We start from the raw sequence: 12,944 nt of genomic DNA on the forward strand, positions 1-12,944 counted from the left end.
CCAAGATGACATCGTTTTCGGATCCGGCCGCAGCGGTATGGGTGGTCGCGGACACCGCAGCCGTTCAAAGCATCACCCTTGCGGTTACCGGTGAACTGACCTTCTCCACCGCTGATGCCGCCCGCACCCAGCTGAGCGTTTTGATCGACCGCTCCCGGGCGCCGGAAATCCGGATGGATCTGCGCGGGCTGGGTTTTTGCGACGCCGCCGGTCTGCGCGTGCTGCTGCAGGTGGCCGCGCGAGCGTCGGCGGCGGGCCGGTCGGTGCGTGTGGTCGCCGCATCGGTCGAGGCGGACTGGCTGATCAAGCTCACCGCGGCGGCAACCTCCTTGAACTATCGGCCGGCCGACGACCCGCCGGCCGGCGTCGTGTAACACTCCGGCGGGTTCTCACCCCATACCCGCCCGATCAGCGGCGCGGACCTCAGGCGGCGCTGCGGGTGACCGCCTTCCGTACGGCGTCCAAGCCCTCGACCTGCGACACGATGGCCCGATATCCGAGTTCGGCGATGGCCTTGTCGGTGCGCAGCGTGCAGGTCTGCTCCAGGAACCAGCGCGCCGGAACCGGAATTACGCGGGCAGCGGTCGCGGCGTCCAGGTCGGGGATCGTGGCGTCAAGCCCGTAGATCGCGAAGTTGTCCTCGAGGAACTCGCGGAGGATCACACGGTGCTGGTCGGTGATGAAGTACGCCTGACCCGGCCGGCCACGCAGCCATCCCCGGACCAGACCTTCGACCGCGTTGTCGACGAAGGTGACGTCGGTGGTGTGCCGGCCGCCCTCGATCCAGGCGAACTCGCCGTTGCGGGCCGCGTGCACGAGACCTTCGACCAGAGAACTCTCGGGGCCCCACACGAACCGCGGCCGGATCGACACGGTGGCGAACCCCGGCGCGTTCGCGGCCAGGACCAACGCCTCGGCCTCCGCCTTCGTTGCGCAGTACGCGGCTTCCGAGTCGGGTCGCAATGGCGCGCTCTCGTCGACGTCGACGAGCGGCTCCCCGGCCAGGAGGGCGGATTCGCTGCCACAGTGGACGAAACGGGCCACCCCGGCCAGCCGGGCCGCTTCCACGGCGGCCCGGGTGCCGCCCACCGTCACCAGCTCCTGCCGCTCCCGCTCAGCCGTGATGTCCGTCTCCGCCGCCAGGTGAAACAGCACCTCGCTGCCCTCGACGCCGGCGCGCCAGGTATCAGGATCGGTCAGCTCGCCGCGCACCGGCTCAGCGCCCAGCGCAGCCACGACGCCGGCCGACACCTCACTGCGGACGAGAACCTTGACCGCGTGCCCCTCGGCCACGAGCCGCCGGATCAGGCTCCGGCCGATGAAGCCGGAACCGCCGGTGATGAACGTCTGTGCCATGTCGCTCTCCTCGCTGGTCATGATCTCTGCCTGGTTCCAGCAACGCGTGACCGGCATTGCTTCCCTCAGCTGCATTTATGTTCCGGCTGTCTCCGATAAGATTTCTGAATGGCTACCCTGCGTGCGCTCGAATGTCTGGTCGCGGTCGCCGACACCGGATCCATCACCGAGGCGGCCCGGCTGCTCCACTCGTCGCAACCCGCGGTGTCCCAGCAGATCGCCGCGCTGGAACGCGAGACCCGCACACCCCTGCTGCGCCGGGAAGCCCGAGGGGTCTCGCTCACCCCGGCCGGTCGCTCCGCCGTCGCGGACGCCCGACGAGCCCTCGACGCGGCCGCATCAGCGGTGCGCTCGGCCCGGGCCGCAGGCGAGGCGAAGGGCGGATCGCTGCGCCTGGTCTGCGCGCAGAGCCTGACCGTGCCGTTGCTCGCCCCGGTGATCCGCGCCTGGCATCGCCACCATCCGCATGTGGCGATCGGCATCCGGGAGGCGGTCACGCCGGACGGCCTGTTCGGCTCCGCCGACGGCGAGGATGTCGATGTATGGGTGCTGCCCGGCCCGGCGGACGGCCGTTTCCCCTCCACGGTCATCGCTGAGGAGGAGATCGTGCTGACGGCGCCGAAGGACCATCGGCTGGCCGAGCGGCAGTCGGTGCAGCTGCCCGAGCTCGACGGTGAGGACTTGGTGCACTTCGCTCCGGACAACGGCTTGAGCAGGTGGCTCGACCGGTCGCTCAGCGCCGCCGGAATCCGCCTCAATCCGGTGCTGAGAACGTCGGTCACCTCCGCGGCGCCGCAGCTCGCGGCGGCCGGCCTCGGCATCGCGATAAGTCCGGTCAGTGCCGTCAGCGCGGGCTTCCCGGGCGTGGTCCGCTCCTTCTCACCCCGGTGGAGCCGCCAGGTGGTCGCGGTGACGCCGGGAGAGCCCGACCCGCTCGCGGCCCGCTTCATCGCCGATCTGCGGACCCGCGGGGTCCGGGTGCCCCGGGATGTGCAAAACCAGCTCGACGGTCACCAGAGGCCCCGGCCCACATCTCCACTCCCTTGACCGTGTGGCGAGGACAGGGTTTCCACTGAGTGCGTCCACCCGTCCGGACAGCCTCGAGTGGGGAAAGCCAGATGCGAAAAACCTTGTCGGTGCTGCTCGCCTCCGTGGTCGCGGCGACCTCGGTGCTGCCCGTGCTCGGAGTGTCCGAGGCGACGACGGTCAGCAGCCCGCAGTGGGGGTCGTGCCCGGCCGACAGCGCGTTGCCCGGACTGGAATGCACGACAGTCCAGGTCCCGCTCGACTATCGGAAGCCGCGGGGCCGGCAGATCGACGTCGCGGTCTCCCGCCTGAAGAGCAAAGACCTGTCGCAGCGCCGGGGTGTCCTGCTGACCAACCCGGGCGGCCCCGGCGCGGGCGGACTGAGTTACCCCGGCCTGCTCGCGAGTGACTTGTCGCCGCAGCCTCTGCCCACAAGCGTCCAGGACCGGTACGACGTGATCGGGTTCGACCCCCGCGGTGTCGGCCACAGCACGCCGGTGACTTGCGACGTGACGCCGGAGCAGATCGCGCGGCGAAACCTCCCGTACCCCAGCGATGCGGCCGAAGTGCTGAAGGACGCCACGATTGCGAAGGCGATCGCCCGGCAGTGCACGACGGCGGAGACGGCCGCGTTGCTGCCCCACATCACCACCGCGAACACCGCCCGGGACATGGACCGGATCCGCGAAGCGCTGGGCGAGCCCAAAATTTCTTACCTCGGGACCTCGTACGGCACCTATCTCGGTTCGGTTTATACGACGTTGTTCCCTCAGCGCAGCGACCGGTTCGTGCTCGACAGCAACCTGGGGCCCGGTGGTTACGACCGCACCGCCCAGCAGAGGTTCGGCCGGGGCCTGGAGGATCGGTTCCCGGACTTCGCGAAGTTCGCGGCCGCCCATCCGCAGTACGGGCTGGGCGCCACGCCGAAGCAGGTACGCGCCAAGTTCTTCGACCTCGCCGGGCGGCTGGAAAGGACGCCGGTGCAAGGAATCGACGGCTCCTTGTTCCGCGGAATCACGTTCGACCACCTCTACTCCGACGCGAGCATGCCTGCGCTGGCCGCCATGTGGAAGGCGCTCGACACGAACCAGCCGATGCCTCCGGAGCCGCCGCCGGCGAACGTCGACAACCTGATTTCGAGTCGCCTTCACGTCATCTGCGGTGATTCCCGCTGGCCGAGGTCGACGCGCGCCTACCAGCGTGACGTAGCGGTCCAGCGGGTCACGCACCCGCTGATCGGTGCGGCCGCGGCCAACATCGGGCCGTGCGCGTTCTGGCCGTCCCCGGTCGAGCAGCCGGTGCGCATCGGTGACCGGGGACCGTCGAACGTGCTTCTGGTGCAGAACCTTCGCGATCCCGGGACCCCGCTGGTGGGAGCCCGCGAACTCAGAAAGGCCTTCGGCGCCCGGGCCCGAATGGTCACGGCCGACCAGGGTGGCCACGGGGCGTACCTGCTTTTCGCTACGAACAAGTGCGCCAACAACACGGTGACCGCCTTTCTCACCACCGGGCATCGGCCGCGCCACGACGTCACGTGTGCGGCCGAACCCAACGCTTGACTGTGTTGCGAGGACACAGTTTTGAATGGGCGGATGTTCGACGAATGGCGGCGGCGCCGAGCCATCCAGCGCATCAAGCCCGGGGACGGACGTGCGCTCAGACGATTCCGTTGGTGGCAGACACTGTCCCGGTCCCTGTTCTATCTTCCGGCGGACAGCGGCGCGGGCCGGGCGGTGGAGTACGCGGTCGAGGTGAACCACATGAAGAGCGACGACAACGGCGACACCGAAGCCCACCTGTACCGCGATGGACGGCGCTTCGAGCGGGCGAGGCTCCCCGCCGTCTTCCCGGTCGAGGGCGGCGCCATCGAGGTGGAGACGTCGGCTTTCGGCCTCCGGCGGTGCCATTTCGTCGCCGGCAACGGGACCGAACGGCAACTCGTGCCGGACCCGCGCTCGGCCGAGGGGCGCCGCGCCCGGCTCGACCGCGAGCGTCCCGTGCTCAGCCGCTGGATCGGCGTGGCCGCCCTGGTCCTGATCCTCGTGCCGCTGATCCTCGGCCTCCCGCAGACCGTCGAATCGATCTCCCGGTTCCCGCCGCTGGCCGAGCAGTTCGGTGTTTTCGATTCGCCGATCGACGCGTCGGCCTGGTTCAACACAGCACTCGGGATCAGCGCGACGGTGGGCAGCACCGAGCGCGCCCTGCGCCTGCGGTACAACCGGTGGCTGGACACGGTGGCCGGCTGACGGCGGTCAACCCTCGGAGCGTAGTTGCTCGCGGGCCAGGTTTTTCGCGCGGCGAAGAACGTCGAGCTGGGCCTCGTTGTGGAGTTCCCGCATCGCTTCGGCCAACGTCTGCCACGTGACGGACTTGTCCTTCGACGCATGGGCCATCGGGTCGTTGTCCATCCAGGGAAAGTCGCGGAGGGTACGGGCCAGGGCCGGCGCGTACTTCTCGGCCAGGTTCTGCCGGGTCGCCTCGTCGGCATCGGCGGGCAGCGCCTCGAAGTCGTCGTTGACGGAGTCGTCGTTCTCCACCGCCTGCCGCACGTCGGCCAGCGCCTGGTCGTCCAAGACCTGCGTGTACATATGGATGAGCGAGCGGTCGGCCTCGGACAGGCGGCCGGCGACGGACTCGAACCCCGCCGGCGTGTCGGGCGGCGCGTTCTCGCTCAGGATGGCCGCGATGCCCTCCCGGGCCTTCTCCAGCCTTTCGATGGCGGCCGCGTGGTCGACGTCGACCTGGCGCAGCGCCTCGGGCGAGCCCGCGCTCAGCTCGTCGATCCGGGACAGGGGCACGCCCAGCTCGACCAGCCGCCGGATGCGCAGAAGGCGTACGAGGTCGGCTGTCTCGTACTGCTTGTAGCCGTTGTGGTGGCGATCGGGTTCCTTGAGCAGGCCCAGACGGTGGTAGTGCCGGATGGTGTTCACCGTGGTGCCGGCGAGTCTCGCGAGCTCGCTCGTGCTCCAAGCCACGTCGATTCCCTCCCCGGCCCATCGGGTACGGACCCGGCCGCAGGCGATCAACCCCGAGCCTAACAGCCCTCCACCGGCCGGCCCGAGCGTTCTCCGTCACTGTCGCCTGCGTGAGGTGACACTAGCCTCGAGGCCGTGACCCTCCTCCGGAGCTTCGAGAACGCCGACTACCCGGTCATGGACGGCCTGCTTCTGATCCTCGACCCCGGGTTTCGTGACGCGCCCCGGGTCAGGGGCAGCTTCGCGTGCTCGGGTGCGGGCTGGGCCGCGGTGACGGCGGCACCCGGCTACCTCCGCGTCCGGTTGGAGTCACACGACACCGAGCCCACCGCGATCGTGGGGGAGCGGCTCGACGAGATGACCCTGCCTTTTGTCAGCGTCACCGGCAAAGTACATCTGGCCTGGCCGGATCACGGGCCGATCGGGGAGGCCCTGTCCTTGTCCCGGCCGGGCGCGGGCCGGATGCGGGTCGTGCGCCGACCGGCCGACGAGGTACTTGTGCAGTTCTGGTCCGTCGGCGGCCCGACCGAGCCGCCTCGCTGGACCGTCCGGTCGCCGGCCGCGGCGCGGGATCTCGCCGAAGACCTCGTCCACATCGTGCGCTGGACCGCGCCACTCGTCATCGGCACCGCGGATCTGGCGGCGCTGCTGGCCGTACCGGAATCGGCCGTCACCCAGGCGCTGGCCGACGCCACGCAGGCCGGTCAGATCGTCGCGCGCGGCTACGACGCGCAATGGACCCTGACGAGCATCGAGCCGGTTCCGCGTCGACCGATCAACCGGCCGGGCGCGATGCCGGTCAGTGGGCCGGTCGGGCCGCACGACCACCCGGTTCGCCGCGGGGCGCCGGTCGGGGTCGCCGTCGTGTCACAGGATGGCCGCCGGGCGGCCATTCACCGTCCGGGCGGCGCGTCCACGGCGATCCTGCTGCCGGACGACAGACCGGTGCAGAACGCCTGGGAGACAGCCCACGGGATGGTTCTCCGTACCACCGCGGCGGTTCTGCACGTCACAGCCGACGGGACCGTGGCCGTACTGGGGGAACAAGTCACGCCGAATGTGCTGCTCAGCGCCGACGGCCGCCACCTGGTCATCACGGAGAAGCACACCGGGCGGGACGCCTCCATGCGACTGCGGCTGATCGACCTCGTGGACGCCATTGTGCACACCATGCCGTGGCCGGCCGGGGACCTGACCGTACGAGCCGCCGGGTTGCACGGCCGGACCGTTTACTTCGCGGCGGGCGGCCGGCCAGGGCTGACGATGCGATGGACGCCGGGCACGCCACCGCAACCACTGGAGGACACGATCTGGGCCGTGGACTCGCGCACCGGCGCGGCGCTGACCGGCGATCCGGCGGCGCAGTTGCGGCTGGCCCTTCCCGGCGGTGCCACAAGGCCGACAGCCGCGGAACCGCACTTCGCTTTCACACCAGGGGGCAGCCTGTTCGCACTGCAGTCCGCGCCGCCGGCCGTACGCATCGCGGGCGCGACTCAGCGCTTCATCACCCTGCCGGCATCGGCCCGGGACGGCACGATCAACAACCGCATGGTCTGGGAAAGCGACCGGCATCTGCTGCTGACGTCGGCCGGCATGTCCGACGCCGTACGGGTGGACACGGAGACGGGAAGGTGCGAGATCGCCGCGATGCCGGACGGCATCCTCGCCCAACCCCTGATTTGACGTACGCGAATGGCCGGCGGGCGCGATCATGCGCCTCGGCGCACCGCGATGGCATAGGCCAACGCCTTACGGAGTCCCGGCAGTTCCTGGTCGATCCGATCGGCCAGGGCGCGGATGGCGCGCTTGTGCGTTCTCAGTTCGCGCCACCGGAACATGGCGCCCACCAGTCGTCGACCGCCAGGGCCGACCGTCGGCCTCATGCGGAAATCCTCACGTGAGGTGGGCGGAACGTCGGCGGCGTCTCAGTCGAGGACGGCGGTGGCTTCGATCTCCACGACGAAATCCGGGGTGAAGAGAGCCTGTACGCCGATGATGGTGATGGGCGGAGCCGGGGCGGGCAGACCGTCGTCCTTCTGCGCCCGGGTGATGCCGGCGAGAACCTCGTCCCACTTCTGCGGCGCCCAGTCCACGATGTAGAAGGTCAGCCGGGCCAGATCGCCGACGTCGGCTCCGGCGCCGCGGACGCCGATGATGATGTTGCGCAACGCGGCGTGGACCTGGCCGGTCAGATCCGGTGCGGCGGGCTTGAAGTCCGGGGTGACGCCGGCCTGTCCGGCCAGCAGGATCAGCCGGGATCCGGTCGCGACGGCGACCGGCGAATAGTCGGTCTGCTGGAGCAGTCCGTCCGGGTGCAGAAATCTGACCGTCATTCGATGTTCCCGTCGTGGGGGCGCTGCGTTGGCAGAGTTCCCGGCCAGTACAAACCCTGTTCCAGGAACACAGTCAAGGAGAGCCGGCAGGTGTGCTCCGTGGCCGGGGATGGAGGGATCAGAAAACGCCGAGGTGCTCCACGAGGATGCGGGTGCCGATCAGGATCAGGATGACGCCGCCGGCGATCTCGGCGGGCCGGCCGAAGCGGCCGCCGGCTCGGTGGCCGATGACGACCCCGGCCAGGGTTACGGCCGCGGTGAGGATCCCGATGAGTGCGACGGCGGGCAGAATGGCCACATCGAGGAAGGCGAAGCTGATACCCACGGCCAGAGCGTCGATGCTCGTGGCTACGGAAAGGACCAGCAATTCGCGCAAGCTGATCTTTTGAAAGCCGTCTTCGTCGTCGTGCTGGGTGAGGGCTTCGCGGATCATCTTGGCGCCGATGAGAACCATCAGGCCGAAGGCGATCCAGTGGTCGACTTCGGTGATGTAGGCGCGGAAACTGCGGCCCAGCAACCAGCCCGCCAAGGGCATGAGCGCCTGAAAGAGCCCGAAGCTGATCGTCAGCGCGCCGGCGTCACGTACGGTGACCCGACGCATGTGCAGGCCTTTGGCGATCGCGACGGCGAAGGCGTCGGCGGAGACGCCTACCGCGATGACCAGCAGCGGAAAGAACGACATGGGAGTGCTTGAAGGCCTTCCGGACGAGCTGCCGAAGTCTACCGACGGTTACCTCTCACGATGCGTGAGCGCCCGCGTGAGCCTATCGCCTCGGCCCTCGTTCCCGGACATCCCGACACCGCCGTGAACACCTGCTTGTACCGTCGCCGAGCATGCCTCTCGACCGCGCGCAGCCGCCGTGATGGCGTGGGTGGCGGCTGGGACTACCGTGCGACTTGTCGATTGTGTAGCCCGCAGGACAGGAGCCCCCGTCATGCCGAGCCCTCTCATCACCACAGCAGCCCGACACGACGTCGCCACCACCGTCCAGCGGGTGACCGCGGCGCTGCAGCGCCGCAACGTCACCCTGTTTGCCGCGATCGACCATGCGGCCGGCGCTCGCGACGCCGGCCTGACGTTGCCCGACGAGGTGCTGCTCATCTTCGGCAACCCTGCCGTCGGCACCGCTCTCATGCTGGCCGACCCGCGCAGCGGCATCGACCTTCCGCTGCGGCTCCTGATCTGGTCGGAGGCGGGCCAGACCCGGATCGGCTTCCGAGACCCCAACGACCTTCCCGACGAGTACGCCCTGGGCGGCGAGCGACCAGTATTGACCAAGTTGCGGGCCCTGCTCGACCAACTCGTGGCTGAAGCCGTGGGATAGACGTCCTCGCGGTCATGGCCTCGGTTGCCGGGCGGGCCGGTGCGGTGGCGGGTAGGTGGTCAGCCGTTGAGGCCGGCGCGGTGGGCGAGGCTCGGACCATCCACTCGTCGCTGACGACCAGCACCCGGATCATCGCCCTGGGTCAGCTGTGCCACCTGGTGCCGGCGCTCGATCTGGTCAACCCCTCACCCGAGCAGGCGACCGAATCATGGGTGCGGATCCTGACCGACGGCATCCGCCACTACTGAGGCGACGGAGCCGTTTACCGGCCCCCGGTGAGCGCGCCGGCGTAGTCCTCGGTGGCGAGGTAGCCGTTGAGAAGCGGGTGACGGCTGCCCACCGCCACGTCGCGCCACAACCGCTGCAACGGATTGTCCACGGTGAAGCCGCTCGCCCCGTGCAGATCGAGCATCAGCTCGAGCGCCGCGCGGCAGTCGCGCGCCGATTCGGCCAGGTTCAGGCGTAGGCGGCTGAGGTCCGTGGCGCTCATCTCGGCGTGCGCGTCGGTTTCCGCGGCCACCGCCAGCATGGTCCGTTCCGCGCGCCCGGTCAGGGCGGTCGCTTCAACGAGCCAGTGCCGCGCGCCCGGCGAGTCGGCCATCCGGGCGTACTCGGTCATGTACGGCTTGCGGTCCGAGGCGAACATCGCATTGATCACGTCGAGCGCGCCGAGGGCCGCCCCGACCACCGGGGCCAGCACGGCGAGGCGGAAGATCAGCATGGCGGCGGGACCGGGCGGGCCGGAGAACGTGCCGACCTGGTCGGCCGGAACGAGGACATCGTCGGCGACCACCGTGTGGCTGCCGGTGCCGCGCATGCCAGCGGTGTCCCAGCTGTGGTCGATACCGAGTTCGGTCATCGGGATCATGACGAACGAGGGCGTGCCGTCGACCACGACGGCCAGGCCCGCCCACTGCGCGTCCTCGCAGCCCGAGACGATCGGCCAGCGGCCGGTGAGGCGTATGCCGTCCGTGCCTCGCGTTCCGGTGCCGCCGGGCCGGCCGGAGCCGCAGAACAGTGCGTCCGGGTCGGCGAAGATCCGGCTCGCACCCGCCTCGTCGAGGTGCGCGACGCCGGCGGCCATGAACTTGCTGGTCAGGCAGGTGCCCGCGATCCACGCGGTGGACGGGCAGCCCCGTCCCAGCGTGGCCAGCGCGACGGCGATCTCGGTGGCGCGGGTGGCGGTGGCCGGATCACCCAGGGCGAAGGCACCCGTACGGCGTACGGCCTGCAAGCTCTCGGCGGTGGGGTGGCCCTGCTCTTCGGTCTTCGCCGCGTTCGCGACCAGGATGCGGACGCTGTCGGTCAGAATTTCGTTCACGGTGCAAGGCAAGCACCGGCTCGGTCGCGCGGCCATACGCGAGCGGACCGCCCGCATGCGCGTATGGCTACCATCGGAGCGGTGGATCTGATCTCCGAGACGATCGGCAGCGTCCGGGTGGGCCGGGTCAACGGGCGCCGGATCACCGAGACAGGCCCGTACGGGCTGCGGCTCCCGTCGATGCCGCTGGTCGGCTTTCACGTGATGGTTTCCGGCGAGGGCTGGTTGATCAGCGCGGAGGCGGCGCCGGTGGCGTTACGGCCCGGCGACGTCGTGTTCGTGGCCGGCGGGGCCGAGCACGGCGTGGCCCGTGTGCCGTGCACGCTCGCCGAACTGCCGCCGGTGGCGAAGGTGCCGCCGCCGCCGGCGCCGACCGACTTCGAATTCCTGTGCGGCATGTATCCGCTACTCGACGGCCGCAAGCCCGCGGCGTTGCGGCATCTGCCGGACGTGGTGGCCTTCACACCCCACTACGAGCGTCACCCCGAGCTGCGAGCGGTCGTGGACATGCTCAGCGACGACTACACCAACGCCGGCCCCGGCAGCGGCGTGGCCCGGGCGGCGCTGATCGACCTCATGATCGTGCATATTCTGCGTCACTTGCAGGACCGCTGGCCGCTGACGAGGGAACCGGGCATCGCCGAGGCGCTGCGGGCCATCCACGAACAGCCGGCCCGGCCGTGGACCGTGCAGCAGCTCGGCGACCTGGCGGGAATGTCGCGCAGCGCCTTCACCCGGCGTTTCACGGCGGTCACCGGGACCCCGCCGATGGGCTATCTGACTGATTGGCGGCTCGACTCGGGCGCCCGGCTGCTGCGCGAGACGACGGAGCCGCTGACGGCGATCGCCCGCCGGACCGGGTACGCGACGCCGTTCGCCTTCACCGCCGCGTTCCGCCGGCGCTACGGCGTCCCGCCGGGCCGCTATCGTGCCTCCGTTTCGCCCGGCTCACCCTCAGTGACGAACTGATCATGGAGCGGGTCTTTCACCATAATAAAAAGCGGTTACTGAAAAACGGTTACGACCGATCCGATGCCGCATTGGCCGGTCATTTCCCCTTTCAAGACAGTCATATTGTTGAATGTATGGGAGCGCTCCCGTAACATCGCCGACACGCTGTTGTGAGCGTTAACTGAACGGCGTCAGCGCTGGAGTAATGCGCCTTCCGGGCAGCTCGATCCCCCTGCCCGAAAGGGTTCGACATCATCCCCTCAGGAGTTCGCATGCCCGACCAGAGAAGACCCCGCAGTTCCCGGCTCGTCCGCATGGCCCTCGCCGCCGGTGTCCTGCTCGCCGGCGTGAGCGGCGTCGCCGTCGCGAACGTCGCCTCGGCCCAGGACCGCCCCGCCACCCTGGCCGCCACCGGCGGCTGCGGCAAGGCGCCGACCCTGCGCAACGGCACCTACACGATTCAGAGCGGTGGACAGAACCGCAGCTACATCCTGCGGATCCCGGACAACTACAACTCCAACCTGCAATACCGGCTCTTCGTCGGCCTGCATTGGCTCAACGGATCGGCCTCCGCGGTCGCCGGCAACAGTTTCTACGGACAACAGCGGGCCTCGAACAACGGGGCAATCTTCATCGCGCCGCAGGGCCTCGACGCCGGATGGGCGAACACCGGCGGCCGGGACATCACGCTGGTCGACGACATCCTGCGGGTCGTCGAGAACGACCTCTGCGTGGACACCACCCAGCGCTTCGCCCTCGGCTGGAGCTACGGCGGCTCGATGAGCTACGCGCTGGCCTGTGCCCGGCCGAACGTCTTCCGGGCGGTCGCCGTCTATTCCGGGGCGAACCTCAGTGGCTGCTCGGGCGGCAACCAGCCCGTTGCCTACTTCGGTATCCACGGCATCTACGACAGCGTCCTGAACATCTCGATGGGCCGGGCGATCCGGGACACCTTCGTGCGGACCAACGGCTGCACCGCCCAGAACCCGCCCGAGCCGGCGCGGGGTAGCGGGCGGCACATCACCACCGCGTACGCGGGCTGCCGGGCCGGCTATCCGGTCCAGTGGGCCGCTTTCGACGGTGACCACACCCCGGAGCCGGTGGACGGTGGATCGCCGAACGCCTCGTCGACCTGGACCACCAACGAGGTCTGGCGATTCCTCACCCAGTTCGGCCCGGCCACCACGCCGGTCACCGGACCCACGCCGGGCACCCCGACGCCGAGCGACCCCACGTCGCCGCCGCCCAGCTCGCCCCCGCCCACGACGGCCGCCTGCCGGGTGACCACCACGGTGAACGCCTGGAACAACGGCCTGACCGTCAGCCTGACGGTGGCCAACACCGGTTCCGCCGCGGTCGACGGCTGGTCGCTGGCCTTCGACCTGCCCGCCGGCCAGACCATCACCGGCGGCTGGAACGCCAGTTACTCGCCGGCGTCGGGCCGGGTGACCGCCCGCAACGTCGCCTACAACAACGTCATCGCATCGGGCGCCTCGGTCAGCTTCGGCTACCAGGCCACCCACAGCGGCAACAGCGGCGCGCCGACCACTCCCACGCTGAACGGCAACGCCTGCACCACCGCCTAGATCGAGCGCCCTGATCCGCCCGGCCACAGCGCGGCCATCGCTGCCGCCTCCGGTACGAACCCCGGAGGCGG

General features: G+C 69.7%; 15 protein-coding genes. 9 read left to right on the top strand and 6 right to left on the bottom strand.

Annotated features, from left to right (window positions below):
* Positions 1–41 precede the first annotated feature (41 nt).
* The gene (locus ACZ3I4_RS20735; protein ID WP_465383598.1) at positions 42–374 is read left to right on the top strand and encodes an STAS domain-containing protein; all 333 of its coding nucleotides are present in this window, start codon (positions 42–44) and stop codon (positions 372–374) included.
* 49 nt (positions 375–423) lie between these two features.
* Here ACZ3I4_RS20735 and ACZ3I4_RS20740 read toward each other — a convergent pair whose 3' ends face one another.
* Positions 424–1,377: an NAD-dependent epimerase/dehydratase family protein gene (locus tag ACZ3I4_RS20740; RefSeq protein ID WP_465383599.1), complete on the bottom strand. Its 954-nt coding sequence runs from the start codon at positions 1,375–1,377 to the stop codon at positions 424–426.
* A gap of 87 nt (positions 1,378–1,464) precedes the next feature.
* Between ACZ3I4_RS20740 and ACZ3I4_RS20745 the strand changes: the two genes are divergently transcribed.
* From ACZ3I4_RS20745 to ACZ3I4_RS20755, 3 genes are all read left to right on the top strand, one after another.
* Entirely contained in the window at positions 1,465–2,403 is a 939-nt protein-coding gene (locus tag ACZ3I4_RS20745; RefSeq protein WP_465383600.1) for a LysR family transcriptional regulator, read from the top strand.
* A 71-nt stretch (positions 2,404–2,474) separates the two neighbouring features.
* Positions 2,475–3,941 carry an alpha/beta hydrolase gene (locus ACZ3I4_RS20750; protein ID WP_465383601.1) on the top strand — a complete coding sequence of 489 codons (1,467 nt, stop codon included), beginning with the start codon at positions 2,475–2,477 and terminating at the stop codon, positions 3,939–3,941.
* 33 nt (positions 3,942–3,974) lie between these two features.
* Positions 3,975–4,628, top strand: coding sequence for a hypothetical protein (locus tag ACZ3I4_RS20755; RefSeq protein WP_465383602.1), 654 nt, complete (start codon positions 3,975–3,977; stop codon positions 4,626–4,628).
* Between the two features lie 6 nt (positions 4,629–4,634).
* Here the strand turns inward: ACZ3I4_RS20755 and ACZ3I4_RS20760 are convergent, their stop codons facing one another.
* Entirely contained in the window at positions 4,635–5,357 is a 723-nt protein-coding gene (locus ACZ3I4_RS20760) for a MerR family transcriptional regulator (protein WP_465383603.1), read from the bottom strand.
* 135 nt (positions 5,358–5,492) lie between these two features.
* Between ACZ3I4_RS20760 and ACZ3I4_RS20765 the strand changes: the two genes are divergently transcribed.
* Entirely contained in the window at positions 5,493–7,040 is a 1,548-nt protein-coding gene (locus ACZ3I4_RS20765) for a hypothetical protein (RefSeq protein WP_465383604.1), read from the top strand.
* Positions 7,041–7,066: 26 nt separating this feature from the next.
* Here ACZ3I4_RS20765 and ACZ3I4_RS20770 read toward each other — a convergent pair whose 3' ends face one another.
* The 3 genes from ACZ3I4_RS20770 to ACZ3I4_RS20780 all read right to left on the bottom strand — a co-directional run bounded on the left by ACZ3I4_RS20770 (position 7,067) and on the right by ACZ3I4_RS20780 (position 8,372).
* Complete coding sequence (locus ACZ3I4_RS20770; RefSeq protein WP_465383605.1) at positions 7,067–7,240, bottom strand: hypothetical protein; 174 nt, start codon at positions 7,238–7,240, stop codon at positions 7,067–7,069.
* Between the two features lie 42 nt (positions 7,241–7,282).
* Positions 7,283–7,690, bottom strand: coding sequence for a RidA family protein (locus ACZ3I4_RS20775; RefSeq protein WP_465383606.1), 408 nt, complete (start codon positions 7,688–7,690; stop codon positions 7,283–7,285).
* A gap of 118 nt (positions 7,691–7,808) precedes the next feature.
* Complete coding sequence (locus tag ACZ3I4_RS20780; RefSeq protein WP_465383607.1) at positions 7,809–8,372, bottom strand: manganese efflux pump MntP; 564 nt, start codon at positions 8,370–8,372, stop codon at positions 7,809–7,811.
* A 253-nt stretch (positions 8,373–8,625) separates the two neighbouring features.
* Here ACZ3I4_RS20780 and ACZ3I4_RS20785 point away from each other — a divergent pair, with 253 nt between their 5' ends.
* Positions 8,626–9,015, top strand: coding sequence for a DUF302 domain-containing protein (locus ACZ3I4_RS20785; protein ID WP_465383608.1), 390 nt, complete (start codon positions 8,626–8,628; stop codon positions 9,013–9,015).
* A 14-nt stretch (positions 9,016–9,029) separates the two neighbouring features.
* The gene (locus ACZ3I4_RS20790) at positions 9,030–9,263 is read left to right on the top strand and encodes a hypothetical protein (RefSeq protein WP_465383609.1); all 234 of its coding nucleotides are present in this window, start codon (positions 9,030–9,032) and stop codon (positions 9,261–9,263) included.
* A 14-nt stretch (positions 9,264–9,277) separates the two neighbouring features.
* Here the strand turns inward: ACZ3I4_RS20790 and ACZ3I4_RS20795 are convergent, their stop codons facing one another.
* Positions 9,278–10,336: an acyl-CoA dehydrogenase family protein gene (locus ACZ3I4_RS20795; RefSeq protein WP_465383610.1), complete on the bottom strand. Its 1,059-nt coding sequence runs from the start codon at positions 10,334–10,336 to the stop codon at positions 9,278–9,280.
* A gap of 81 nt (positions 10,337–10,417) precedes the next feature.
* On the opposite strand from ACZ3I4_RS20795, the gene ACZ3I4_RS20800 reads away from it, so the two are divergent.
* Complete coding sequence (locus ACZ3I4_RS20800) at positions 10,418–11,305, top strand: cupin domain-containing protein (RefSeq protein ID WP_465383611.1); 888 nt, start codon at positions 10,418–10,420, stop codon at positions 11,303–11,305.
* Positions 11,306–11,559: 254 nt separating this feature from the next.
* Positions 11,560–12,873, top strand: a complete 1,314-nt coding sequence (locus tag ACZ3I4_RS20805; RefSeq protein ID WP_465383612.1) for a CE1 family esterase — start codon at positions 11,560–11,562, stop codon at positions 12,871–12,873.
* The last annotated feature ends 71 nt before the right edge of the window (positions 12,874–12,944 follow it).

The organism is Actinoplanes sp. NPDC021490 (assembly GCF_055562135.1).

What these genes read in the sequence shown, in the direction of transcription:
- ACZ3I4_RS20740 (WP_465383599.1), bottom strand. Translation starts at nt 1,377, where the DNA reads ATGACCAGCGAGGAGAGCGACATGGCACAGACGTTCATCACCGGCGGT.
- ACZ3I4_RS20745 (WP_465383600.1), top strand. Translation starts at nt 1,465, where the DNA reads ATGGCTACCCTGCGTGCGCTCGAATGTCTGGTCGCGGTCGCCGACACC.
- ACZ3I4_RS20750 (WP_465383601.1), top strand. Translation starts at nt 2,475, where the DNA reads ATGCGAAAAACCTTGTCGGTGCTGCTCGCCTCCGTGGTCGCGGCGACC.
- ACZ3I4_RS20755 (WP_465383602.1), top strand. Translation starts at nt 3,975, where the DNA reads ATGTTCGACGAATGGCGGCGGCGCCGAGCCATCCAGCGCATCAAGCCC.
- ACZ3I4_RS20770 (WP_465383605.1), bottom strand. Translation starts at nt 7,240, where the DNA reads ATGAGGCCGACGGTCGGCCCTGGCGGTCGACGACTGGTGGGCGCCATG.
- ACZ3I4_RS20775 (WP_465383606.1), bottom strand. Translation starts at nt 7,690, where the DNA reads ATGACGGTCAGATTTCTGCACCCGGACGGACTGCTCCAGCAGACCGAC.
- ACZ3I4_RS20780 (WP_465383607.1), bottom strand. Translation starts at nt 8,372, where the DNA reads ATGTCGTTCTTTCCGCTGCTGGTCATCGCGGTAGGCGTCTCCGCCGAC.
- ACZ3I4_RS20785 (WP_465383608.1), top strand. Translation starts at nt 8,626, where the DNA reads ATGCCGAGCCCTCTCATCACCACAGCAGCCCGACACGACGTCGCCACC.
- ACZ3I4_RS20790 (WP_465383609.1), top strand. Translation starts at nt 9,030, where the DNA reads ATGGCCTCGGTTGCCGGGCGGGCCGGTGCGGTGGCGGGTAGGTGGTCA.
- ACZ3I4_RS20805 (WP_465383612.1), top strand. Translation starts at nt 11,560, where the DNA reads ATGCCCGACCAGAGAAGACCCCGCAGTTCCCGGCTCGTCCGCATGGCC.